The organism is Risungbinella massiliensis (assembly GCF_000942395.1).
GTDB classification, from domain to species: Bacteria; Bacillota; Bacilli; order Thermoactinomycetales; family Thermoactinomycetaceae; genus Risungbinella; species Risungbinella massiliensis.
Map to the genome: position 1 here is coordinate 589579 of NZ_LN812102.1, position 23297 is coordinate 612875.

At 40.1% G+C, this 23297-nt stretch carries 24 protein-coding genes and 1 pseudogene; 7 read left to right on the top strand and 18 right to left on the bottom strand.

Translation table 11 applies throughout. The features are described from left to right. Window positions 1-153 precede the first annotated feature (153 nt). From spoIVA to VJ09_RS18320, 3 genes are all read right to left on the bottom strand, one after another. Entirely contained in the window at window positions 154-1632 is a 1479-nt protein-coding gene (spoIVA, locus tag VJ09_RS03395; protein ID WP_044640249.1) for a stage IV sporulation protein A, read from the bottom strand. A gap of 382 nt (window positions 1633-2014) precedes the next feature. Then, a complete protein-coding gene (locus VJ09_RS03400) occupies window positions 2015-2728 on the bottom strand; it encodes a hypothetical protein (protein WP_044640250.1) in 714 nt (237 codons plus the stop codon). A gap of 13 nt (window positions 2729-2741) precedes the next feature. Beyond that, entirely contained in the window at window positions 2742-2915 is a 174-nt protein-coding gene (locus VJ09_RS18320) for a hypothetical protein (RefSeq protein WP_154662338.1), read from the bottom strand. A gap of 139 nt (window positions 2916-3054) precedes the next feature. Between VJ09_RS18320 and VJ09_RS03405 the strand changes: the two genes are divergently transcribed. Next, window positions 3055-3717 (top strand): hypothetical protein, encoded by a 663-nt coding sequence (locus tag VJ09_RS03405; protein ID WP_044640251.1) that lies wholly within the window; start codon window positions 3055-3057, stop codon window positions 3715-3717. 164 nt (window positions 3718-3881) lie between these two features. Here the strand turns inward: VJ09_RS03405 and VJ09_RS03410 are convergent, their stop codons facing one another. The 10 genes and pseudogenes from VJ09_RS03410 to VJ09_RS18675 form a co-directional block, all read right to left on the bottom strand. Continuing rightward, a complete protein-coding gene (locus tag VJ09_RS03410) occupies window positions 3882-4904 on the bottom strand; it encodes an NAD(P)H-dependent glycerol-3-phosphate dehydrogenase (protein ID WP_044640252.1) in 1023 nt (340 codons plus the stop codon). A gap of 84 nt (window positions 4905-4988) precedes the next feature. Next, window positions 4989-5579, bottom strand: a complete 591-nt coding sequence (gene plsY, locus VJ09_RS03415; RefSeq protein ID WP_044640253.1) for a glycerol-3-phosphate 1-O-acyltransferase PlsY — start codon at window positions 5577-5579, stop codon at window positions 4989-4991. 96 nt (window positions 5580-5675) lie between these two features. Next, on the bottom strand, window positions 5676-6995 hold the full coding sequence (der, locus tag VJ09_RS03420; protein ID WP_044640254.1) for a ribosome biogenesis GTPase Der: 1320 nt from the start codon (window positions 6993-6995) through the stop codon (window positions 5676-5678). Window positions 6996-7147: 152 nt separating this feature from the next. Continuing rightward, window positions 7148-7822: a hypothetical protein gene (locus VJ09_RS03425; RefSeq protein ID WP_044640255.1), complete on the bottom strand. Its 675-nt coding sequence runs from the start codon at window positions 7820-7822 to the stop codon at window positions 7148-7150. Window positions 7823-7907: 85 nt separating this feature from the next. Next, on the bottom strand, window positions 7908-9074 hold the full coding sequence (gene rpsA, locus VJ09_RS03430) for a 30S ribosomal protein S1 (protein WP_044640256.1): 1167 nt from the start codon (window positions 9072-9074) through the stop codon (window positions 7908-7910). Window positions 9075-9165: 91 nt separating this feature from the next. Continuing rightward, on the bottom strand, window positions 9166-9759 hold the full coding sequence (locus VJ09_RS03435; protein WP_044640257.1) for a lysophospholipid acyltransferase family protein: 594 nt from the start codon (window positions 9757-9759) through the stop codon (window positions 9166-9168). Window position 9760: 1 nt separating this feature from the next. Beyond that, window positions 9761-10426: a (d)CMP kinase gene (gene cmk, locus VJ09_RS03440; protein WP_044640258.1), complete on the bottom strand. Its 666-nt coding sequence runs from the start codon at window positions 10424-10426 to the stop codon at window positions 9761-9763. Window positions 10427-10818: 392 nt separating this feature from the next. Then, window positions 10819-12159 carry a germination protein YpeB gene (ypeB, locus tag VJ09_RS03445; RefSeq protein WP_044640259.1) on the bottom strand — a complete coding sequence of 447 codons (1341 nt, stop codon included), beginning with the start codon at window positions 12157-12159 and terminating at the stop codon, window positions 10819-10821. A gap of 11 nt (window positions 12160-12170) precedes the next feature. Continuing rightward, window positions 12171-12539 (bottom strand): annotated as a pseudogene (locus VJ09_RS03450) (cell wall hydrolase); the annotation flags it as partial. 217 nt (window positions 12540-12756) lie between these two features. Next, complete coding sequence (locus VJ09_RS18675; protein WP_187118707.1) at window positions 12757-12924, bottom strand: hypothetical protein; 168 nt, start codon at window positions 12922-12924, stop codon at window positions 12757-12759. A gap of 394 nt (window positions 12925-13318) precedes the next feature. Here VJ09_RS18675 and VJ09_RS03455 point away from each other — a divergent pair, with 394 nt between their 5' ends. Next, entirely contained in the window at window positions 13319-13516 is a 198-nt protein-coding gene (locus VJ09_RS03455; protein ID WP_044640260.1) for a hypothetical protein, read from the top strand. Window positions 13517-13581: 65 nt separating this feature from the next. On the opposite strand, the gene VJ09_RS03460 is transcribed toward VJ09_RS03455, so the two are convergent. After that, a complete protein-coding gene (locus VJ09_RS03460; RefSeq protein ID WP_044640261.1) occupies window positions 13582-14571 on the bottom strand; it encodes a YpdA family putative bacillithiol disulfide reductase in 990 nt (329 codons plus the stop codon). A gap of 94 nt (window positions 14572-14665) precedes the next feature. Further along, window positions 14666-15937: a Glu/Leu/Phe/Val family dehydrogenase gene (locus VJ09_RS03465; RefSeq protein ID WP_044640262.1), complete on the bottom strand. Its 1272-nt coding sequence runs from the start codon at window positions 15935-15937 to the stop codon at window positions 14666-14668. 247 nt (window positions 15938-16184) lie between these two features. On the opposite strand from VJ09_RS03465, the gene VJ09_RS03470 reads away from it, so the two are divergent. After that, entirely contained in the window at window positions 16185-16856 is a 672-nt protein-coding gene (locus VJ09_RS03470) for a PIG-L deacetylase family protein (RefSeq protein WP_044640263.1), read from the top strand. 140 nt (window positions 16857-16996) lie between these two features. After that, window positions 16997-18271, top strand: a complete 1275-nt coding sequence (locus VJ09_RS03475) for a dicarboxylate/amino acid:cation symporter (protein ID WP_044640264.1) — start codon at window positions 16997-16999, stop codon at window positions 18269-18271. Window positions 18272-18346: 75 nt separating this feature from the next. Here the strand turns inward: VJ09_RS03475 and VJ09_RS03480 are convergent, their stop codons facing one another. From VJ09_RS03480 to tnpA, 3 genes are all read right to left on the bottom strand, one after another. Next, entirely contained in the window at window positions 18347-18931 is a 585-nt protein-coding gene (locus VJ09_RS03480) for a genetic competence negative regulator (protein ID WP_044640265.1), read from the bottom strand. A 263-nt stretch (window positions 18932-19194) separates the two neighbouring features. Then, window positions 19195-20313, bottom strand: coding sequence for an RNA-guided endonuclease InsQ/TnpB family protein (locus VJ09_RS03485; RefSeq protein WP_044640266.1), 1119 nt, complete (start codon window positions 20311-20313; stop codon window positions 19195-19197). Then, a complete protein-coding gene (gene tnpA, locus VJ09_RS03490) occupies window positions 20279-20734 on the bottom strand; it encodes an IS200/IS605 family transposase (RefSeq protein WP_082050359.1) in 456 nt (151 codons plus the stop codon). The genes VJ09_RS03485 and tnpA overlap by 35 nt, the downstream gene beginning before the upstream one ends. Before the next feature lie 372 nt (window positions 20735-21106). On the opposite strand from tnpA, the gene VJ09_RS03495 reads away from it, so the two are divergent. From VJ09_RS03495 to VJ09_RS03510, 3 genes are all read left to right on the top strand, one after another. Further along, the gene (locus VJ09_RS03495; RefSeq protein WP_044640267.1) at window positions 21107-21316 is read left to right on the top strand and encodes a ferredoxin; all 210 of its coding nucleotides are present in this window, start codon (window positions 21107-21109) and stop codon (window positions 21314-21316) included. Between the two features lie 205 nt (window positions 21317-21521). Further along, entirely contained in the window at window positions 21522-22004 is a 483-nt protein-coding gene (locus VJ09_RS03500; protein WP_044640268.1) for a hypothetical protein, read from the top strand. A gap of 136 nt (window positions 22005-22140) precedes the next feature. Continuing rightward, window positions 22141-23291, top strand: a protein-coding gene (locus VJ09_RS03510) for an IS3 family transposase (RefSeq protein WP_147635393.1) whose coding sequence is annotated in 2 segments (ribosomal slippage) — window positions 22141-22402 and window positions 22402-23291 — 1152 coding nt in all. Because the reading frame shifts where the segments join, the coding sequence is not laid out codon by codon here. Window positions 23292-23297: the final 6 nt, after the last annotated feature.

Genomic DNA, 23297 nt, shown 5'->3' on the forward strand with positions numbered 1-23297 from the left:
TGGGGAAAAATGTAATTTCTCGCAGTCTCATGGGACAATCCTATGTTAATACATGACTTTCCTAAGTTCAAGTGAAAAGTATGTAGGATATACCTACTAATATAGAAAAGCTCTTCCTATTTTCTATTAGTAGAAAAATAGGAAGAGCTTCTTTTATAAAATGATCGCGATCAAACCACCTGATCCTTCATTGATGATACGTTCCAACGTCTCTTGTAGCTTGTAGCGAGCATTATCTGGCATCAAAGACAGTTTAGTCTGAATTCCTTCTCGAACGATAGAGTTGAGCGATCTGCCAAAAATATCAGATTCCCAAATACGCAAAGGATCCTGTTCAAAGTCACGCATGAGGTAATTCACCAATTCTTCGGATTGTCTTTCCGATCCAATAATAGGAGCAAATTCGGACTCCACGTTTACTTTGATCATATGAATGGATGGTCCAACTGCTTTCAGTCGAACTCCATAACGAGCCCCTTGTTTGATCAACTCTGGCTCATCTAATTTCATCTCTTCTAAGCTAGGAGAGGCAACTCCATATCCTGTTGTATTTACCATCCGAAGAGCTTCCGAGACTTTATCATACTCCCTTTTGGCGATAGAGAAATCCTGCATTAACTCTAAGAGATGGTCGCGTCCCCGAATCTCTACCCCCACTACTTCGGTCAATACTTGGTCATATAACTCATCAGGAGCAAACAAATCAATTTCTGCGATACCCTGCCCCATGTTCATTCCAGATAAGGCAGCTCTCTCGATAAAGTCATAATCGAAAAACTGTGTGACAACTTGATCAACATCACGCAAACGCCGGATATCTTTCACCGTCTCACGAACAGATTCTTCAAACTGTTGACGGAGATAATGATCATCATGTAACACCATTACCCAGCTAGGTAGGTTCACATTTACTTCATGTACGGGGAACTCATATAATACCTCTCGTAAAACCGCTAGAATTTCCCGTTCGTTCATCGTAGCGACACTTACTGCAATTACGGGAATATCGTATTTCTCAGCTAAACTATCCCGTAAAGCAAGCGTTTCTTCGCTGTTAGGGTAGACGGAGTTGAGTACCAAAACAAATGGTTTCCCTACTTCTTTGAGCTCTTGCACCACTTGTTCTTCTTTTTCCTCATATGACTCACGGGGGATATCTGTGATGCTTCCATCTGTCGTCAGCACAATGCCGAGTGTCGAGTGTTCTTGGATCACTTTACGTGTTCCTACTTCGGCCGCTTCTTGGAACGGAATCGGCTCATCAAACCATGGAGTATTGATCATACGTGGACCATTCTCATCTTCATATCCTTGTGCACCACGAATCGCATAGCCCACGCAGTCGACAAGACGAACATTTACCTCTAATCCTTCATCCACTTGTACGCTAACCGCTTGATTTGGTACAAACTTAGGTTCGATCGTCGTGATCGTCTTCCCTGATCCACTATGCGGTAGCTCATCTGTTGCTCTAGAACGCTCCGCATCACTCTCAATATTGGGGATTACCAACTGCTCCATAAACCGTTTGATAAAGGTCGATTTACCGGTGCGCACCGCACCGACGACACCCAGATAGATGTCTCCCCCTGTTCGTTCTGCAATATCTTTAAAGATATCTACTTTTTCCATATTGATCCTCCTTACAAGGTTCCGTCTGGATCGTTGCCGGTGCGAAGGCAATCCCTCCCTCCGGTTCTCCCATTACCTTGGACACTACTAAATATATGAAGTAGGCAGTTTAATATGATTGCAATAGAGAAAAAAAGAGAAAACAAACAAAAAATGTCCTACTAACGAAAGTAGGACACACAAAATCACTCATTGCTTTTCATCGATTCTTTAGAAATCACTTTGGCTCGAAAGCTTGCCAACTTAACAGAATTAGACAACCATCCTAAGAGAAACACGCCTGGAATTAAGACAAAATGATAGAGTAAACTCTCCATCTTCTCCCCTCGCCCTTCACATTTATTTTCATACTCTATGAAGGGAACCGGATTCCTATGCTTAACTACATTTCCCTATATGGAAGAAGTTGAGGTATTTGATTTTTATCTAATTCCATAAGAGGAGAGTAGGCCGGAACAAACAAACCTACACGTGCTAACCAAACACGTAAATCTTCTCCTGGAAGTGGCTTATCTGGTTTCTCTTGAAGGTATCGAGCTAAGTCTGTACGATAATCAACAAATACACGCCCTTCATGATCCATCAGAACTGGCAATCCTTCTCCAACATGGTAAGGACTTGGAATCAAAACGGAATTCATATTCATAGCTTCAAAATCGATTTGTTGGTAAGGACCCTCTTTTGCCTTCGCTGGAAGCTTTTTATTCTCCTTTTGATAAGTACGAATAGCTCCTTCTAATTTAGAGATCTCGTCTCCCACACGTAAATCATATACTCGAACAAGTGGTTTCTTTTCCACATTTGTCAGGACATAGATATAGGTTCCCCCTTTTTCAAATGAAGTAAGGGGAATTTCTGCTCCATAGCCACTTAATGCTTTTAAATCAACTAAGTATTTAGTTGTAAGTTTCCGTTCCTCATCTTTATAAAGATACGGTAAAAGTTTATTTTGTTGCTGATAGGCCTCTACTGCGGATTGTACTTGCGCAATATGTACTGGTAAATCACTCGTCTGTAGTCTTTGCTGTGCAGGATAGCCACAAGCACTTAATACGAGGAGCGCAAGAATCCATATGGATACTCGATACCATTTCATCTAACTTGCCTCCTTAGGAAATACCACGTAATACAAAGAGAAATGCTGGCAATATCAGGACATATCCTGTTCCTACCAATATTATTTTTAGCCATTTTTTTTGTTGTTGTCGACCGAGGGCCACTAATATGTTGATTAAGACTAGTAAGAATAATGCAATGGAAACATCCATCATTTTTGATTTCATCCTCTCCTGTGTTCTCCTTAATTCAGTATAGCAAATCCGCTTCTACCCACCAATGTCTAGGACAAATGCCCCTTACGCTCTGTCTACTTCCGCATACAATAACTAGACAATAGCCTTGAATCGGGGGAGGAAGTACAACGTGAAACAATCACCTAAACGAAAGCAAGTCAGAAAATCATCTCCAAAACGTGAGGTAAAACGAGAATCTTCTACTGTTACCCCTACTCAACAAGCCTCTATGCCTAACCCTTTTTCCTTATTTCCCACTGAACCACGTAAAAGACCAGGACTTCCTGGTTCTCTTTTGTCTAACCTAAAGACACTCGATATGGCAAAAATACTAAATGGATTCCTTACCTTTCGTACCACTCTAAAAACACTAAGTAGCTCAATCCAACAGATGGAAACCATTATGGATTCAACTTTCCAATTTTTTGATCTAGCTCAAGGATTCTTCCCAAAGAAAAACAGACCATCTTTGGGTACTCCACCAAGAGCCAATCGTGAGAGACCAAGAGAACGATCAAACGATGCGAGACTGATCGAGGATATCGAAGTACCTGATCTACAACTTCCTTTTGCCTCTAACAATAGGAGGCTTGCTAAAAACAGCCAATCTGGACCAGGTAATGATAGTGGCGAGTTTTCATTTGCCAACATGCTTCAAAATATAGATATCCAGCAGGTAATGAGCATGCTACAAAATCCGATGATCCAACGGATGTTATCGCAAATGTTTCAAGCAAAACCTGCTTCTACTTCCCAATTCATCGCTGCTTCAGAACGCAAAAGAAAAGGGTAAGCCTTCTGGCATTACCCTTTTCTTTTTTCCATGGCTTGAGCGAATTGTATCTGAATCCCTGCCCTGATTCCAATGCTCAAGTTTATGGTGTATTGATTCCAAAATCTAATACAGAATATGTGAAAGAACCTCTAGTGGCAACTGCAAACGAGCCCAAAATCTTTTTACCACCCTTGAGCGATCTCACCTAATTCTCGCGTACGATCACGATTCATTAGATCCAAAACAGCTTGTGCCGGTTCTTTGTTAGAGAATAAGACAGCATAGAGTTGTTCGGTAATAGGCATTTCTACTTCATACCGAGCTGCTAAGGCATAAGCTGCTTGGGTAGTACGAACACCTTCCACAACCATCCCCATCTTCTCTAATACTTGATCCAAGGGAATACCTTGGCTAATCATATTACCAGCACGCCAATTTCGGCTATGCTTGGATGTACACGTCACCACAAGGTCTCCCACTCCTGCTAAACCAACAAAAGTACTGTGCTGGGCACCCATTGCAAAGCCGAGACGAGCAATCTCAGCCAAACCTCTTGTCATCAATGCTGCTTTGGCATTATCTCCAAACTGGAGGCCATCTGCCAATCCTGCTGCAAGCGCAATAATATTTTTTAAAGCTCCTCCGACTTCTACTCCTACTAAGTCCGAATTCGTATAAACACGGAAGTATTGATTCATAAAATAATTTTGGGCACGTTCAGCTGCAAATCGATGTTCGGATGCTACCACTACTGTAGTAGGACAACGATTAATCACTTCTTCAGCATGACTTGGACCTGACAACGCCACAATACGTTCTGCGTGACGAGGTAATTCTTCTGCTAGCACTTCTGAGATACGTTTCCAAGTGTCTACCTCAAATCCTTTCGTTGCATGAACTACTAAAGCTTCATGTTTTAGGTAAGGTTCTACTTGCAACGCTACCTCACGCATGGAATGAGAAGGAACTACAAACAATACCATCGGCTTATCTTGAACTACTTCTCGTAAGGAAGAAGAAGCCTGAATATTGGAATGAATCGTAACATCTGGTAAATATTTTTGATTGCTACGGTGCTCGTTGATTTCGGTCACTAATTCCTTACGTCTTGCCCACAAATGAACTTGGTGCCCGTTTTCAGCTAGTACGTTCGCTAGAACTGTTCCCCAACTACCAGCACCAATCACAGCGACTCTTTTCTCCATAGTAGACTCTCCCTTACCAAACAAAATACGTATAGCTCTTTCGATCCGCTAGCAAGAGCAGCAAGAAAAAAAGAAATCGCAAAGCTAAATTTTTCGTTCTTTCCCTTGAAATAAGTTCTTCAAATTTTCGCGATGGCGATAAACAGCCAAAGCTGTCAATACCAGACTAAGGTATAAATAGGTATTAGGATAACTATCAAATGCAATTCCAATCGGCACACCAGCAGTATAAACAAGAGAACCTAGCGATACATAGCGACTAATAACAATAAAGAGGATAGCCAAAACACCGGCAATGATCGCTGCTGTAAAAGAAAGAAGTACTGTTACTCCGATCGTAGTCGCAATCCCTTTACCTCCACGAAAACCCAGGTATACTGGCCAATTATGACCTACAACAGCTAATACACCAGCTAACATCCAGATGGTCTGGTTTTCCGTATTAAGGAGCATCGCAACCCCAACTGCGGACATCCCTTTTAAAGCATCCAAGACAAAAACAAAAGCAGCTGGTCCTTTTCCTAATACCCGTAAGGTATTAGTTGCACCCGCATTTCCGCTTCCATGTTCTCGAATGTCAATATTTTGCATGCGTTTGGCAATGAAATAACTAAAACTAACCGATCCAATTAAATAAGATAAGAGCAGCGGAAGAACAATTGTGATTCCCCACATAAATAGTATCTCTCTCCCTAAACATTTTTTCTAGTTGTTCACAAAAGAATAGATGCTGCTCACAGTCTAGCAAGCGAGCAGCTTGTTTCTTCAAATCTAATCCTTTTTCTTTTTACGTAAAACGAGCCGCATTGGCGTTCCTTCAAACGTAAACGCTTGACGCAACTGATTCTCCAGATAACGCATATAGCTAAAGTGTGCAAGCTCTGGGTCATTACAGAACAAAACAAACGTAGGTGGTTTAACCGAAACTTGTGTAGCGTAATTGACTCTAAAACGTCTTCCTTTATCAGAAGGCGCAGGAGTCATCATCATTGCATCATGAATCACTTGATTCAGTACTGGAGTGGCAATTCTCATAGAATGAGATTCTGCTACTTCTACTACTTTTGGCAAGATCTTTTGTACTCTTTGTTTGGTTTTTGCTGAGACAAATACAGAAGGAGCATACGTCATAAATTGAAACTCTTCTTTTACTTCTTTACGATAACGATCTAGCGTCTTGTCGTCTTTTTCTACTGCATCCCACTTATTGACCACAAAGATTGCAGCTCTTCCTGCTTCATGAGCATATCCTGCAATTTTTTTATCTTGTTCTGCAATACCACGCTCTCCATCAATCACGATCAAGCAAACATCAGAACGCTCAATGGCACGAAGAGCACGGAGTACACTATACTTTTCAATAGATTCATATACCTTCCCACGTTTGCGAAGACCTGCTGTGTCGATCAAGACGAAATTTTGCCCATCCACTTCAAAAGGGGTATCGATCGCATCACGAGTTGTACCGGCTACTGGAGAGACGATTACTCGCTCTTCACCTAGAATCGCATTTACAAGAGAAGACTTCCCTACGTTCGGACGACCAATTAGTGATACACGAATCGTATCTTCTTCGTACTCATCATCCTCTTTTTCTGGGAAAAGGTCTACCACTGCATCAAGTAGATCACCGGTTCCAAGCCCATGGAGGGAAGAAATCCCATATACATGCTCAAAGCCAAGTTGATAGAATTCATATACAGAATCCATATGCTTCACATCATCGACTTTGTTAACTGCCACTACTACTGGCTTATTGGAACGATGTAGCAGATTGGCTACCTCTTCATCGCTACCTGTTAGACCAGTTCTCCCCTCTGTCATAAACAGAATAACATCTGCCTCTTCAATTGCCAGTTCCGCTTGGGTACGGATATGCAAGAGAATTTCATCTTGTTCTCCAAACTCCAAACCACCTGTATCAATAAGATGAAATTCCTTCCCATTCCATTCTGATCGACAGTAAATTCGATCTCTTGTAATACCAGGAAGATCCTCTACAATAGCAATTCTCTCTCCAGCTAAACGGTTAAAAATAGTTGATTTTCCTACATTAGGTCGTCCTACAATGGCTACAACAGGTAAACTCATATCCAAAAATCCTCACTTTTCTCTAACTTACACTTCCACTTATATTATCTAGAAAAAGGACAAGAATCAACTAACATCTAAAAGCCCTTGCAAAACGGAAACTCAAAACTCTTCATTGATAGCGATTGTGTCAAGGTCGAGGAACCATCTGATCAAGATTTTCGAAATATATAGCTTCTGCACATGAGAACATGCTTCCTAAGGTTTCCAAATAATTTCTTTAAGCGACTGATAGAAACCGGTACAAGCCAATCTCGTTTTAAAAATGATTCTACGATCACAAACCATGAAAACGCCACTGTTACTTGGCTCAAAAAAATGGAAGTCCCAAATGTGATAATCTCTCCGCCATCTAATGCCCGAATTGTATCTGCTAAGTGCGTATACAAAAGGATATGAAAGAAAAAGGACCATCTCTCTACATGTGTGCTACCTAACAGATAGGCGCACAAAAAGGAAATTCCAAGCTGGATCCACCAAAGCCAGGACGAGTAGGAATTTGGATAAATTTGATTTAGATAGTTCCAAAACGAGAACACTGCTCCCAATATCGCAGATCCACCTAATACAAAGAATCCCTTTTTGGTTGATAGTTGATACACCAAAGTAAAGCATACAATCATCAAAATCAACATCGTAATGTGTACTAAAAATCGATCCGTAACAGGGACTGCTGGTAACATATAGAGAAAGAAGCATGCGACAAGTAAATATAAGATGTGTCTCCTAGAAGTTTGCTTCTTTGGATATAGAGAAGTAAACCACCCAGTTCCAAACAATATCAGGAGAGAAAGGGTAACCACCAAATGTAGATTTTCGATCAACATCTTATCAATCCTTTTAAACATTGTTCTCTTTAGTTTGTCTAAAAGGAAAAGAGCCACTCACTAAGAGTAGCTCTTTTTTTATGAATTAGTCGTTTTTCAGTTTACGAAGTTCTGGATAAACATCTCCAAGTGTTACCCCTAAACCTGTATTTGTCATCGGATCGACTTCTTCTTGTTTCTTTTCAACCTTTTTTGGTTTTTCTACTTTTGGTTCCAACTCTTTCATGCTAAGGCTAATACGTTGCTGGTCGGCTTTCACATCCAACACTTTTGCCTCTACTTCTTGCCCTTCTTTTAATACCTCTTGTGGTGTTTCAATACGATGCTGGGAAATCTGGGAAATATGAACCAATCCTTCTACACCAGGTAGCAATTCCACAAACGCACCAAACGAAGCAAGACGTTTTACAGTTCCTTTTACGACAGCACCTGCATGTATTTCTTTTGCTGCTTTATCCCAAGGACCTTCTTGAGTTTCTTTCATGCTGAGGCTGATTTTACCGTTGGCCAAATCTACTTTCAGTACTTTTACTTGTACTTTATCTCCTTCAGATAACACTTCTGATGGATGACCTACGTGGCTCCAAGCAATCTCAGATACGTGAACTAGACCATCTACTCCACCGATATCTACAAATGCACCGAAATCTGTCAAGCGTTGAACTGTACCCTCGCGTACTTCCCCTACTTGTAAGTTGCTTAAAACTTGCTCTTTTTGGCGAGCAGCTTCTTCCTCTAGTACAGCACGATGAGACAAGATACATTTCTTTTTCTCTTGATCTAATTCCACTATTTTCAGGGTCAGTTCTTTCCCTTTATAATCAGAGAAATCCTCGACAAAGAAGTTTTCTACGAGCGATGCAGGAATAAATCCACGTACCCCGAGATCAACTACGAGACCACCTTTTACAACATCCGCTACTTTTGCAGTAATCACTTCACCAGACTCGAATTTGGCAGGAAGTACTTCCCATGCCTTTTCTGAATCTACTGCTTTTTTGGAGACGATTAATTGATCTTCTTCTCCCAAGCGAATCACTTTCACGCTCAGCTCGTCTCCTTCTGCTACTACATCTGCAACTTGATCTAAGTGAAGCACAGAGACTTCGGAGATGGGTAGAACTGCTTCTGATTTATAACCAACATCTAATAAAGCTTGATTTGCCTCTACTTTTACTACTTTCCCCTTTACTAAGTCCCCTACTTGAAAAGAAGATACTTGCTCTAATTCTGTCTTTAATTCTTCTGTCATGACAGATGCCTCCTTGAGTTCAATTAGCATGTATATAGTAAAGATCAACGGAAAAGTAGGTGTATATTGATCACCTGTGCCATTGACCGGATTACCTGTGTTGATCTTTTAGTTGTTGGATTCGCTTTATAACCTCATCTGTCACTTTACGAATTCCTTCAGAATCCATCTTCCCAGATTCATTGAGGTATGAATCCAATTCTAGCGGTTCTCCAAAAACTACTTTCATCTTACGAAACAAACGATATTCTCCTACAATTGCAGTAGGAATGATAGGTGCTTTCCCTTTACTTGCGATCAATACAAAACCTGTATGAAATTTACCTAGTTCCCCTGTTTTACTACGAGTGCCTTCAGGAAAGATTCCCATCAGCTTTTCCTCTTTGAGAATCTGAATAGAACGCCGAATTGCTTGTGTATCCGACCCATCACGCTTGACCGGAAAAGCGCACAAATGAGGCATCACTTTACCGATAATCGGCATGCGAAATAATTCTTCTTTTGCCATAAAATAAATCTCACGTTTTATGGCACCACCAACTAGAGGGGGATCGAAGTTATTTATGTGATTACAACAAACAACTGCTCGCTTATCAGTAGGGACGTGTTCACTCCCAATTACCTCAAATCGATAAAAAAGGAGCAAAAAGTATTTGAAACTATCTCTAACCAATCGATAAATCATTTTACTCTTCACCGCCCATTTTGGTGCGACAAAGTACCAAGATTTTCTCTACCACTTGTGGAATGGTCATCTGGGTTGTATCTAACAAATAAGCATCCTCTGCCTGTATAAGCGGAGAAAATTCCCGTGTCTGATCATTTAGATCACGTGCTGCAATTTCTGTTTTTAATGTTTCTAAATCGACAGAAAGCCCTTTTTGAGCTAGATCCTCTAATCTTCTTTTTGCTCGTTCTTCAATAGAAGCAGTCAGAAACACTTTTAGATCAGCGTTTGGTAAAACATGACTACCAATATCACGACCATCCATGACGACGCTTTCTTGTTCTGCGATCTCTTGTTGTTTTACGACAAGAGCCTGACGGACTCTAGGCATCGTTGCAATGGTAGAGGCGAGGTTGGATACATCCGGAGACCGAAGCTCATCTGTCAAGACTCGACCATTTACGATCACCCCTTGAGGATGAAGTGAAAAATGTGAATTTTGAGCTAATTGATATGCTTTTGGTTCACTAACCTGGCCGCCTTCTTGTAGAATCATCCAGGCAATCGCACGATACATCGCACCCGAATCTACGAAAGTAAATCCTAAATTTTTCGCCACTTGACGAGCAACCGTGCTTTTTCCAGCACCAGCTGGTCCATCAATTGCAACTTGGAACCTTTTCATCGACTACTTGTCCTCTCCTACAAACTAACGGTCATAAAGAAAACGAGCAGGTCACAACCTGCTCGTTGGATCAACTTACTCACTCTAGAAAATCCAGACCGCGCGTCGTTCGACCAAAACTCAAAGATATGTATCATCGCGAAAAATTGTTTCATATCGAAACAACATACAATTTCACTTGTTTTGAGAATAACATAAAATATTCATACTTGCAATGAAAACAATTCTTAAGCTGGTAAAATAAAGTGAAACTTCATTTAGTAAAAGTCTCCTTTTATCTCCACCAATGTTTGTTCATCTTATAAGAAATTTATGGGCAGATACCCACTTACCGTTTGGAGGTAGGGATTTACTGCCCATTTGAACCAACTCCGTCTTTCCATTTCTTACATTTAAATTTGATTTGTGTTCTCTTTTTTAATTTGTTCTACCATCTCTTCATCCCCAGTATCTGCGTTGATAAATACACGATACTGGTCGTCATTTAATAACCCTAAGAACTCGTAGCAAAGCACACCTTTGTTGTTTTTATTATATACATAAGCCAGATTCGATTTTTGAATTTGAAGACGAGAGCTTACCTGTTTTTGAGCTTCTTCTTTTGATAATTTGGGTTTGGTAGGCAAATTTTTCACTTGATTGAATATAAATTCGTCTGCTTGAATCCCCAATATCTCTCCGTTATCCAAGGCCACTTTGATCGAAGCTGCCTCTGGGTAAACAAGTATTCCATTGTGATTTCGTACCATGTTAAACGAGATGGTATTTTGGCCTTTGTCATACGAGATTGGGACCATATTCGGGATATTTAGATTCGCTAACATTTCAGTTGCTTGTGCTTGTGCTTGTTCCATCGATAACATTGTTTTTTTCACTGGACGATCATAGAGTAACCATGAGATATACCCACCCATTTGGGTCATATCAGCATTCACTTCTCCGTGTTTCCCCTGGAATGTGATACTATATGTAGGATAATCTCCTTTTGGATTGGCAACCACTTTTATCTTTTTTGGATTTACTTCTAATGCTTGGGCAAACTTCTGTCTTGCTTGTTCTGCTGTGATTTTCGGACCAACTTTGATATTGCCTTTTTCACGACGGCGTACTTCCATGTTGTTTACGGTAGGACCCCAGTCTACTTCTTGAAATTGCTCTACCATCTTATCTACTTCGCGAAAACCATCAATAATGGTATTATCCATTACTTTATCTTCTGTAGCAGTCGCTAGTTCTACATCCATCCATCGCAGATTCTTACCCAACACTTCACTTTGAGTGCTTTGTAATTTATCCCGAATATTGGTTGCATTTTGATACAGTGAGTTTAGCGTTTGATATTCTTTCTCTGTTAGCGGCTCTTTCTCTAAATCTCGTACTCCTACATCAAAAGCGAACGACCCCATATGACTTAAAAACTTCTCTGCTTGGTCGAATGGAACGATAGTCATTGGAAGCATCGTCAAATTTTGATGAGCTGCATAACTCAGTCGCCAAACATTACTCATAGAAGTACTCATCTGTTTACGAGAATTAATCGCTAGTGTCTTTCCGACTTCTTTTTGCAAAGAATCCATGTGATCATTTAACTCATGAAATGCACGTTGATACTGGTTTTCTGCTTTGATTAAGATGGAACTTTTGTCTTGGTATTCTTGGTATCCCCAAATACCGGTTCCAATTAGAGCAACCAAGGTTATGGGAAACAAAATACCTGCTATTGTTCGATACAAACCAAACACCTCTATTTACAGAAAATATGTTTTCCTATCTTTTTTACTTGGGGACGCGACCAGATCCATTTAGAAGTAGCCGTTACTGGATTAAAGTAATAACAACAACCAATTGCTGGATCTTGTCCATTTATTGCATCTCGTACCGCTTGTTTGGCTCTCTCATTCGGTGTGAGCCAGATCTGTCCATCCGCAACTGCGGTAAATGCTCCTGGCTGAAAGATCACTCCTGAAACGGTATCAGGAAACTTCTCACTTTCTAACCGATTTAAAATAACCGCCGCAACTGCAACCTGTCCTATGTAAGGCTCTCCTCTTGCCTCACCATACACGGCATTGGCCATTAATTTGAGGTCATTCGCTGAGAACCCTTTGCTACTTATTCCCGCGTTGGCTGCTTCGGTCGAGCCAGTGCTAGGTAACAAACAGCATCCAATCACGACCATCACGAAAAAGACCCAACGCATATAGCTCTTTTTCAACACGAAACAACCTTCCTCTCGTTTTTCGAATTTGGTCATAGTCTTTGCGAGGAAGGTAACGACTATTCTAGAACAAAAAAAGATGAGCCAATAAAAGCTCATCTTCGTAGTTATATTAAGGTAATTTCTCTACTTGTACATCAAAGTCTTCTTCATTATCACAAAGACAGCGCTTAAATCCAGTCTCCATTTTTCCTTTTTTCATTCGACCTTTTAAAATAAAGCGCTCACCACATTTTTTGCATCGAACATCAACAATATAGCGATTTTCACTTCTTAACAAAGCAACCACTCCACATAATCATAATTGATAAAAAGTCCAATTCTTGTGCATCCAATCAAAAAAATCTATTTTGGGTATTGATACGAATTACCTCTCTAGTATGGACGTAAAAGAAGGAATTCCATACCAGAAAGGCGAAAATGATGAAAAATTTGTGAAAAAGATCGACATACATTTTCTTTTTTTCAATCTATTTTGTATGATAGTAGGAGGAGCGGCACATAAAAAGCTCCTGTGGTTGTTTGGCCACTCCTGCTGTTGTACTTTACAGTAGTTGCCCATACCTGCAACTTAGCACAAAACCCCAGAGTTTTTGTGCTAAGTTGTGTATGGGCGTAGTGGCTTTTGACAACTGTCAGGAACCAAATCTTCTACGCAGTGCACAGGTGGAAATGTGATACTTTTTGAAGCCGTGCAAAAAATTACACTAGGACATACTGAAGACATCGCACGTTTGATTCGCTTCCGAGACAACTATCCAAAGGAAGTAATTGACATAAAATTATATGAGGCGATCGTAGATGGAAGTGTGCTAGTGAGAGAACAAGAAAAAGGCTCTGAATTAATCACGCTAATGCGTAATATGATTTAAGCTACTGCCTGTAAATGTATGCGTTTACAGGCCTTTTTCTGGCTGTATAAAAAAGACTCTCTCTTTTAAGAGACAGTCTCGGAAATTCCTTGTTTTTGTTTGATATGGGAGGCGATCTTATCACCATGAAAGCGTCCATTTTCAATGAATATCTTGCCTGAATCATTTCCAGACGCTACAACACCAGCTAAATAAAGACCAGAAACACTTGTCTCCATCGTCTCTTCATCATAAATCGGGCATTGGTGAAGAGGATCAATCTGCCCACCTAAATGTTTTACGAAACGTAAATTAGGTCGATAACCTGTCATTGCAAATACAAAATCTGCAGGCAACACTTCTTCTTTTCCATTTTGTTTAATGTGAATGCTATCTTGCGTAATTTTTTCGGCCACTGCCTCAAAACGTGCATCGATTCGACCGAAATGAATAGCATTTTCGATCATCGGTTTTACCCAAGCTTTAACACTAGAATCAATTCCGGTCCGACGATGAATTAACGTCACATTCGCACCAGCTAATTGAAGCTCCAGTGCAGTATCAACAGCAGAATTTTTACCCCCAATTACAATACAGTTGGTACCAGCAAAAGGATGAGCTTCTCGAAAATAATGATATACATGATCTTGATCCTCACCAGGGATTCCAAGCCTATTTGGTTGATCGTAATATCCTGTGGCCAAAATCACATTTCGGGTTCCATATACCTGTTTTCCCGAACGGTTTACTGCTACTATCTGAAATCCTCCAGCACACTTCTTGATTTCTTGTACTTCTTCTCTTGTATGAATATCTAAATCAAAATAGTTAGCGATGGTTCGATAATATTTGAGAGCCTCATGTCTTGTTGGCTTATCACCTGCTGTAATAAAAGGAACTCCTCCAATTTCGATTTTTTCTGGAGTACTAAAAAATGTCATCGATAAGGGATAATGGTATACCGAGTTTACAAGATACCCTTTTTCTAATATTTTCGCTTGAAGGCCTGCTTTTTTTAATGTGATTGCGGTAGCTAAACCACAAGGACCAGCTCCGATTACAATTGCATCTAACATCAAAGTTCCCTCCTCAACAAAACGAAAAACACCCCATACCGATGTGTCTTTCGGTATGTAAGGGTGCTTTTTCTTTATTCCTAACTATATCGTATTATACCCAACCACGGAAGCGAGAAGCCTCAGCCATTTTACGGACGCCCACCATATAAGCTGCCAAACGCATATCTACACCATTTGCCTGAGCAGTGTTATATACATTGGCAAATCCTTGTACCATGATATCTCGTAAGCGTGTTTCTACTTCCTCTTCAGTCCAGTAGAAACCTTGATTGTTTTGTACCCATTCAAAGTACGAAACGGTAACGCCACCCGCACTTGCTAGCACATCAGGAACAATCAAAATACCACGATCATGCAGGATTTTGGTTGCTTCCAAAGTAGTAGGTCCATTTGCTGCTTCTACCACGGCCGACGCACGAATACGATCCGCATTCTCACGTGTGATTTGGTTTTCTACTGCAGCAGGTACCAAAATATCACAATCTAATTCCAATAATTCCTGATTGGAAATTGTATTCTGGAACAGATTGGTAACGGTTCCAAAAGAGTCTCTTTTTTCCAATAGATACTCAATATCCAAACCATTTGGATCATGAAGAGCTCCTAATGCGTCGGAAATTCCAATCACTTTTGCTCCCATGTCATGCATAAACTTAGCTAAATAGCTACCTGCATTCCCAAATCCTTGAACTACCACCCTAGCACCTTGAATGTCGAATCCGCGTTTTTTCGCTGCTTCTTCGATCATAATCGTAACACCTTTCGCTGTAGCTGTGTCACGACCACGAGATCCACCAAGTACAATCGGTTTCCCAGTAATAAATCCTGGGGAGTCAAATTCACGAATACGACTATATTCGTCCATCATCCATGCCATGATTTGAGAATTGGTGAAAACGTCTGGTGCTGGTACGTCTTTGGTAGGTCCTACTAGCTGACTAATAGCACGAACATACCCACGAGAAAGACGTTCTAATTCACCAAACGACATTTTACGGGGATCACAAATGATACCACCTTTACCTCCACCATAAGGCAGATCAACGATGCCACATTTGAGGCTCATCCAGATAGATAACGCTTTCACTTCAGATTCAGTAACATCGGGATGAAACCGCACTCCACCTTTTGTAGGACCTACTGCATCGTTATGTTGGGCACGATAGCCAGTAAATACCTGCACGGAACCATCATCCATTTTGATCGGGATGCGTACCGTCAACAGTCGGAGTGGCTCCTTTAAAAGCTCATATACCGGTTCAGGATAACCGAGCTTTTCCAAGGCTTCTTGAATGACAGTTTGTGTAGAAACTAATACATCCAAGTTTTCTTGTTGGCCCGATGCTACATTTTGACGACCCATTTATATAACCACCTTCAAATTTGCTACGAACCTATAATATCTGGTTCGCAATCTAAGAAAACACTATCAGTATACATCAGGGTTTTGTATTAGAGAACCCATAAAATTTTATTTTCCTATCTTTCAGTCTAAGCATCACAATAATCTGCCAATACACCATGTATGCAACATCTAATGCTAATTTGTTCTATAATAAAAGCGTTACCAAAACATCACTTTATTTTTAAATAGAAAGGACTCTGGGTTGATGGCTGATATTCTCTATGTTTTTGCACATCCCGATGACGAGACGTTTACTGTTGGAGGAATGATTGCGCATCACCATGATCTAAGAAAAAGCCAAACCTTATACTGTGCGACACATGGCGAGGCTGGAAAAACAGGAAATCCTCCTGTTTGCTCCAAAGAAGAGTTGAGTTCTTTTCGACAAAAAGAACTTGATGAAGCGATTGGAATCCTTGGACTAAATAAATTGATTTTGCGCGATTTTGGGGATGGGAAGCTCAAAGAAATGCCTTTTGAGAAGCTAGTTGCAGATGTCCTAACTGTCTTAGAAGAGGAAAAACCAGAGATTGTAATCACCTTTCCTCCAGAAGGAATCTCTGGTCACCAAGACCATCGTATTATTCAACAAGCAACACTGGCTGCAGTGAAACAGGCAAGTTTCCCAACCACACTATACTACATTATCATTCCAGACTCCGTAGCCGAGAAAATGGGTCGACACGTATATTCCACACCCGATTCAGAAATTGATCACTCAGTCGACGTGACAAAATACCGCGAACAAATTGTAGCGGCACTGCTTGCTCATCGTAGTCAACATCTTTCGGTAGAAAAGGCTTTTCCAGAGATTGAAAAGCAAGACTGGTCCCGCTTTCGTACCCATGAATATTTTCAACTAGGATATCGCAAATAAGAGAAACAGAGCTATCTAATAGATAGCTCTGTTTTATTTTATAAGAAAACGTTTACAAAACAGACACATGCGTTTAAGATAAACAATAAGTTTATGCAATTTAAAAAAATATTTATTTTATTTTTAGAAAGGGTGACAAGATGAATAAACTATTTACGAACCTAACCTTCCAAGTTTTAGTAGCAATCACAGTTGGTATAATACTAGGTTTTGTGGCTCCAGATATAGCCAAAGAGATGAAACCACTAGGAACCATTTTTATTAATCTCGTCAAGATGCTGATCGCCCCAATTATTTTTCTAACTATCGTTCTTGGAATTGCCAAGATGGGTAACATGAAAAAAGTGGGGAGAGTAGGAGGAAAAGCCCTACTATATTTTGAGATCGTAACTACACTTGCACTTGTTATCGGTTTGTTTGTCGCCAATTTTGTACAACCAGGTGCGAATGTTAATTTACAAGAAATCAAGACAGGAGATGTCTCAGAATACACAAAAGAAGGTCAAGAAATGGATTGGGTTGACTTCTTTGTCCACATCGTACCAGAGAATATTGTAGGGGCATTTGCTGAAGGAGAAATTTTACAGGTAGTCTTGTTTGCTTGTCTCTTTGGATTTGCACTTGCTTCCTTTGGTGAGAACTTCAAAAAACCCACTATCCAATTCTGCGAGAATTTATCTCAAATTTTCTTCAAGATCGTAGCCATGGTAATGCGTGTTGCCCCAATCGGAGCATTTGGTGCTATGTCGTTTACGATCGGAAACTATGGACTCAAAACGTTACTTCCATTAGGAAAACTCATGGTCTCTGTCTATACAACTATGGCCTTGTTCATTTTTATTGTGCTAGCACTTATCTGTAAAATATATCGATTCAATATCTTCTCTTATCTCCGTTTTATTAAAGATGAAATATTGATTGTTCTTGGAACTTCCTCCTCGGAATCCGTTCTTCCACGAATGTTGGACAAGATGGAGAAATTCGGTTGTTCGAAGAGTGTAACTGGTCTGGTCATACCAACTGGATACTCCTTTAATTTAGATGGAACTTCTATCTATCTTTCCATGGCAGTGATCTTTTTAGCCCAAGTATTTGGTATTGATCTATCCATCTGGCAAATGGTCACGATTATCGGAATTTTGATGATTACCTCCAAAGGTGCTGCTGGAGTAACTGGTTCTGGTTTTATCGTTCTCGCCTCTACGCTGTCTGCCATGAACCTCATTCCGCTAGAAGGACTTGGATTGTTACTTGGAGTAGACCGGTTTATGTCGGAAGCACGTGCAATTACGAACCTAATCGGAAATGGAATAGCTACGATCGTCGTTGCGAAGAGCGAAGGTGAATTTGATGAAGAGAAAAACCGTATTGTATTAGAAGAGATGAGGAACAAATCTCAAACAGAAGTAGCATAATAAAAAAATAAACAACAAGCAAAAAGACCTCTTTTAATAGGAGGTCTTTTTGCTTGTTGTTGCATTGGTTTTCTTTTATCCAAATATACGAGCAATCTCTTCGATCGCGTTATGTTTCCAGATCGGATTTCCATATTCACTTAAGTAAACATCTGTCATCGTAGATGGTTCACCATACTCTAATAAAAGAGCAATAAGTGATTCCAATTTGTCTTCTGCTTCTTCTTCATCCAACACTAGATAGTAGCGATTTTGGAAGCTATAGACACGCCCAGCTTCCGATAAAATGGGGTTCATGCGTATCGCTACCTGAATCAAGTGCTCCACATCCAAGAATCGAAATACGATGTGATCGTTCTCCTCCATCGTTACTTCGAGCTCGTACATTTCACTACCACTAAGTTCGTCTTGTTTCTTAGATCTGCTTCGTGAGACCACTACAATGACGCCCTGAGCTGGTAAAGCGAAGACTTCTACAGACAAAGGTCCCAAAACTTCAAAACCAAGTTCCTGATATGCATGTTCCATCATATCGTTAAACAAATCATGAACTTTGGGAACATCACTCCACATATCATCTTTTTCAATACCCCGATCTAGTAGATCATCCATGGTCAAATGGAACCGGACCTTATCTCCTTCTAGACGCTCGACACGCATGGCTTACCCTCCCTCACTGGAGACCTTCCGATCCAATATATGTAGCCTAAATTGTGTTGGTTACGATAGCTTGTCTCCTTTTTTCTATAATTTTATGATACATGAAAATAGAGTAAAATGCATTATATCCAGTGAAAAACATTCCTATATTCTCTTGTTTTTCCAATTCTCTACCAAGTGAACTACATCGCCATTGAAATGGCGAGCTTCTCGATTCATTGAATCGACCAACGTCGCATTCTCCACGAAGGCACGTTCCATGCCTATATTAGGTTTAGTTCTAACTGTCCGCATTTTAGCGTTGGAACATGTCCAACTGCTTTATGTAGTATGTTTCTTGCCGCATTTACATCTCTATCTTCTGTATATCCGCAAGAGCAACTATGGACTCTATCTTTTCGTTCTTTTTTTACGATCTGACCACATTTTGAGCAAGCCTGAGACGTGTTGTATGGGTCCACTTGTATTACTTGCTTACCAGCATATTCTGCTTTGTAGGAAGTGAACTGTACAAGTTGATTCCATCCAGCATCCACAATACTTTTGGCTAATTTGTGATTCAAGACCATTCCTTTGATATTCAGATCTTCAAAGGCAATTAGATCATAGCGATCTACTAGATACCTACTAATTTTATGGGCAATGTCTTTTCTTTGATTTGCTATGTACTCATGTAGCTTTGCAAGCAAAGCTACAGCCTTTCTACGACGATTGGAACCTTTCTTACGTTTAGATACTATGCGCTGAAGTCGTTTTAGTTTGCGTTCTGACTTTCTAAAATACTTAGGGTGTTCGAAAAATTCTCCATCAGATGTAATAGCAAGATGTCTAACACCAAGATCAACACCGACTTGTTTCCCTGTCGAGTGTGTTATGGTTTCGATTTCACAGGAAAAACAAGCATAGTACTTTCCATTTTTTCGGATGATGGTACAGGTCTTGATCTTTCCTTCTACTTGTCTGTGGCATTTGATGCGAACATTACCGATCTTAGACAGTTTCAGATATTTCCCATCAAGAGCAAACCCACTTTGTGGGTATGTGAAGCTATCATAACGGTTTTTACCTTGAAAGCGTGGGTATCCTGCTTTCTCTCCCGCTTTGATTCTACGAAAAAACCCTTTAAATGCTTTATCTAAACGACGTAGAATGTCCTGTAACACTTGCGATTGTACCTGTTTGAACTCTGGAAACTCTTTCTTTAGTCGTGGTAATTCATTCTGTTGCATGTTGTAGTTAACGGAAATACCACGTTTTTCATAAGAAAACTTTCGTTGTTCCAAAGCTGTATTGTATAGCCAGCGACACAAATTCAAGGTAGTTTCGATTCGTTCCATTTGTACCCGATTAGGTTCTATCTTGAATTTGTACGACTTCATCATTTGATTTTCCCCCTTTCTTTTTCTGATTTTCCATGTACTTACGAATCGTTTCTTCCGAAATAGAGCCAATGGTTTCCATGTAGAAGCTGCTATTCCAAAGATGACCATCCCATAACTTATTTCTTAGCCTCGGGAACTTTAGAAATAACTTCCTAGCGGAAATACCTTTCAACATTTTCACAATGTATGATGGAGCTACTTTAGGATGAGCAGAAGCAAAGACATGGACGTGGTCTTGCTCTCCCACCTCCATCATAGCTACTTCAAACCCTTTCTCCTCCGCAATCTCTTGAAAAATAACTTTTAGATACGTTTCAATCTCTTGATCCAGTACGGCTCTACGATACTTCACCGACCATACCATGTGGTAGTTGACATTATACACGCAAGTCCTAGCGTGTTTTACAGTGTTTTTACTCATACATATAGTGTAAAAAAATAGGGTAAATATAGTAACATATAAGGAAAATTATATTACATATAGTAGGAGGAAAGTGCAAAAAATAAATTGCTCTAAGCATCCCCACAAGGGGGATACCGAGCAATGCTCCCTTTCATCTACCCCATTGAAATGGGGAGAATTCCCGTTCGCAAATCTTAAATAGAAATGTGTTGAATCGTATGTCAATCTAATTGCATAAAATAGACGAAATAGGTCAACGTAAGTCTGATTAGATTATCAAATGGAAAGATGCCTCCTTGCATTCCATTTAGAATCGTTCTACAATGGGTTTTGGAAGAGAAATATACAAATTGAAGAGGTTTCTTTGAAAGTTACGGGAGGAGATTACTCATGCGTACTTGGGTAGACAAAGATACTTGCATCGCTTGTGGTGCTTGCGGAGCTACCGCTCCTGATGTATATGATTATGATGATGACGGCATCGCTTACGTAATTCTGGATGACAACACTGCAACTGCAGATGTTCCAGAAGAATTCCATGATGATGTTCGGGACGCTCAAGAGGGTTGCCCTACTGATTCAATTAAAGTAGAAGAGTAATCAAAAGCAACTACATACGTTGCCTAAAAAGCTACTAACCTCCAGGTTGGTAGCTTTTTTCAGATGCACCCCACTGTGAAGAAGATATTAGATACCAAACCAAAGAAATACATCATAAAAGTAAGAGGCTAACAGCGTGTAACCTTATGTTAAACTAAACGTGGATATATAACATAAATACTCTGTGAAAGGCGGACAAGCTTTCATGTTTAAACGTAAGTTTCTTGCATCACTCTATAGTAGCATTACTAGTGTCGTGATCACGTTTTTCTTTTTATCCTTTATCGCAACAGAGTATGTTTTCTCCAACGTATTTCCATTTCTGTTTACTGGTTACTCGCTAGGAAACTTTGTTGGAGCATTTTTCCTCGCTCTCCCGTTTTCCCTTCTTTTTGAATGGCTGACCAATAAAATCGCAGATACGACACTCCGAAAACCTAGTTATATTGGAGCACACTTCCTCCTATGTCTTTGGGCTCTTTGGAATAGTCATTATGTCATTGCCTTCATTTTTAGCATCTTGGTAACTAGTACATTTCTCTATTTTGATCATCTGTTTCAAAAACCTACCTTTTGGAATTCTTATCAACGAACGCATTGGATCATCCTAGGAGTATTTGCATTAGTCTGGATCATCTGTTTTTCCCTATATTTAGATACACCTTATATACCTGCAATGAACTCATAATCCTCCAGAATAACAAAAGAAAGAAAAAGACTGCACTTCTACTAGAAATTGGTATTATCCCCTTACGGTAGACAGTGAAAAAAGAGAACATGTTAACATGTTCTCATAGACACTGCTATAACCGGAGGGGATTTTTATGTCCGCTAAGAAAGGACAAAAGTTTAGAAGATATTCGGAAGAAACAAAAAAGGAGGCAGTGCGCCTCTTCTTAGAAGAGGAGATGCCTTATAGTGAAATACAAAGGAAACTCGGGATCAGAAGTCGAACTCAAATTCAAAATTGGGTCGAAAAGTATAAAGCTGGTGAGTCGTTTGAAGATTATCGAGGTCGCTGGATTAAGAAACATTTTAATAGTCTTGAGGAGGAAAACGCTTATCTAAAGGCCCAAGTAGAATATCTAAAAAAGCTCAATCCAAATCTACACGGGGAGGGATCTTGGAAAAAGGACAACGATTTGTAATCATTGAGGAGCTTTCCAAACAATATACCATTACGCAACTTTGCAAGATTGCGAAGGTTTCACGTGCAGGATATTACAAATGGAAAAAATACATACAACGCGCCGGACGTAGCTCGAATGATGCAAACTTAAAAGAGCATATATTAGCAATTCACAGACTCCGTCCATACTACGGTTACTTTCGTATGCGAACTGCTCTACGTAGGGAAGGAATAGTGGTGAATCATAAGAAAGTACGTAGATTAATGCGTGAACTCGGTATTCGATCCGTTATCCGCAAAAAACGCCCCTTTATGGGGCGTAAGCCATCCATTGTGTTCTCTAACATACTGGCTCGTAATTTTTATGCAGAGGCTCCCAGACAAAAGCTTGCAACGGATATCACGTATGTACGAATTGGAGACCATTTTGTCTATCTATCCGCTGTAACAGATCTATTTAATAATGAAATTATTGCGTGGGAACTTTCTTCGAGAAACGATCTCCAACTAGTGTTAGACACTGTTTATCGCTTAGAAACAGGGGATGGAACTCTTCTTCACTCTGATCAAGGATTCCAGTATACGTCCAAACAATATGCGGCATTGTTAAAAAAACGTGGCTTCATTGGAAGCCACTCGCGGAGGGGAAATTGCTTTGACAATGCCTGTATAGAGTCCTTTTTCTCCCATCTAAAGACAGAAAAACTTTATTTAGAGGAACCAAAAGATGAGACTTCTGCACGCAATATGATTGCTGAGTTCATCGAATATTACAACAAGGAACGTTTCCAAAAAAAACTTGGCGACCGATCCCCAGTGGAATTCCGGGAAGCGATCGCCGCTTAGGATGCC

Excerpts from the sequence above, each read along its gene's own strand:
- spoIVA (WP_044640249.1), bottom strand. The coding sequence starts at position 1,632 with ATGGAAAAAGTAGATATCTTTAAAGATATTGCAGAACGAACAGGGGGA.
- VJ09_RS03400 (WP_044640250.1), bottom strand. The coding sequence starts at position 2,728 with ATGAAATGGTATCGAGTATCCATATGGATTCTTGCGCTCCTCGTATTA.
- VJ09_RS18320 (WP_154662338.1), bottom strand. The coding sequence starts at position 2,915 with ATGAAATCAAAAATGATGGATGTTTCCATTGCATTATTCTTACTAGTC.
- VJ09_RS03410 (WP_044640252.1), bottom strand. The coding sequence starts at position 4,904 with ATGGAGAAAAGAGTCGCTGTGATTGGTGCTGGTAGTTGGGGAACAGTT.
- plsY (WP_044640253.1), bottom strand. The coding sequence starts at position 5,579 with ATGTGGGGAATCACAATTGTTCTTCCGCTGCTCTTATCTTATTTAATT.
- der (WP_044640254.1), bottom strand. The coding sequence starts at position 6,995 with ATGAGTTTACCTGTTGTAGCCATTGTAGGACGACCTAATGTAGGAAAA.
- VJ09_RS03425 (WP_044640255.1), bottom strand. The coding sequence starts at position 7,822 with ATGTTGATCGAAAATCTACATTTGGTGGTTACCCTTTCTCTCCTGATA.
- rpsA (WP_044640256.1), bottom strand. The coding sequence starts at position 9,074 with ATGACAGAAGAATTAAAGACAGAATTAGAGCAAGTATCTTCTTTTCAA.
- VJ09_RS03435 (WP_044640257.1), bottom strand. The coding sequence starts at position 9,759 with ATGATTTATCGATTGGTTAGAGATAGTTTCAAATACTTTTTGCTCCTT.
- cmk (WP_044640258.1), bottom strand. The coding sequence starts at position 10,426 with ATGAAAAGGTTCCAAGTTGCAATTGATGGACCAGCTGGTGCTGGAAAA.
- VJ09_RS03460 (WP_044640261.1), bottom strand. The coding sequence starts at position 14,571 with ATGTTAGATGCAATTGTAATCGGAGCTGGTCCTTGTGGTTTAGCTACC.
- VJ09_RS03465 (WP_044640262.1), bottom strand. The coding sequence starts at position 15,937 with ATGGGTCGTCAAAATGTAGCATCGGGCCAACAAGAAAACTTGGATGTA.
- VJ09_RS03470 (WP_044640263.1), top strand. The coding sequence starts at position 16,185 with ATGGCTGATATTCTCTATGTTTTTGCACATCCCGATGACGAGACGTTT.
- VJ09_RS03475 (WP_044640264.1), top strand. The coding sequence starts at position 16,997 with ATGAATAAACTATTTACGAACCTAACCTTCCAAGTTTTAGTAGCAATC.
- VJ09_RS03480 (WP_044640265.1), bottom strand. The coding sequence starts at position 18,931 with ATGCGTGTCGAGCGTCTAGAAGGAGATAAGGTCCGGTTCCATTTGACC.
- VJ09_RS03485 (WP_044640266.1), bottom strand. The coding sequence starts at position 20,313 with ATGATGAAGTCGTACAAATTCAAGATAGAACCTAATCGGGTACAAATG.
- tnpA (WP_082050359.1), bottom strand. The coding sequence starts at position 20,734 with ATGAGTAAAAACACTGTAAAACACGCTAGGACTTGCGTGTATAATGTC.
- VJ09_RS03495 (WP_044640267.1), top strand. The coding sequence starts at position 21,107 with ATGCGTACTTGGGTAGACAAAGATACTTGCATCGCTTGTGGTGCTTGC.
- VJ09_RS03500 (WP_044640268.1), top strand. The coding sequence starts at position 21,522 with ATGTTTAAACGTAAGTTTCTTGCATCACTCTATAGTAGCATTACTAGT.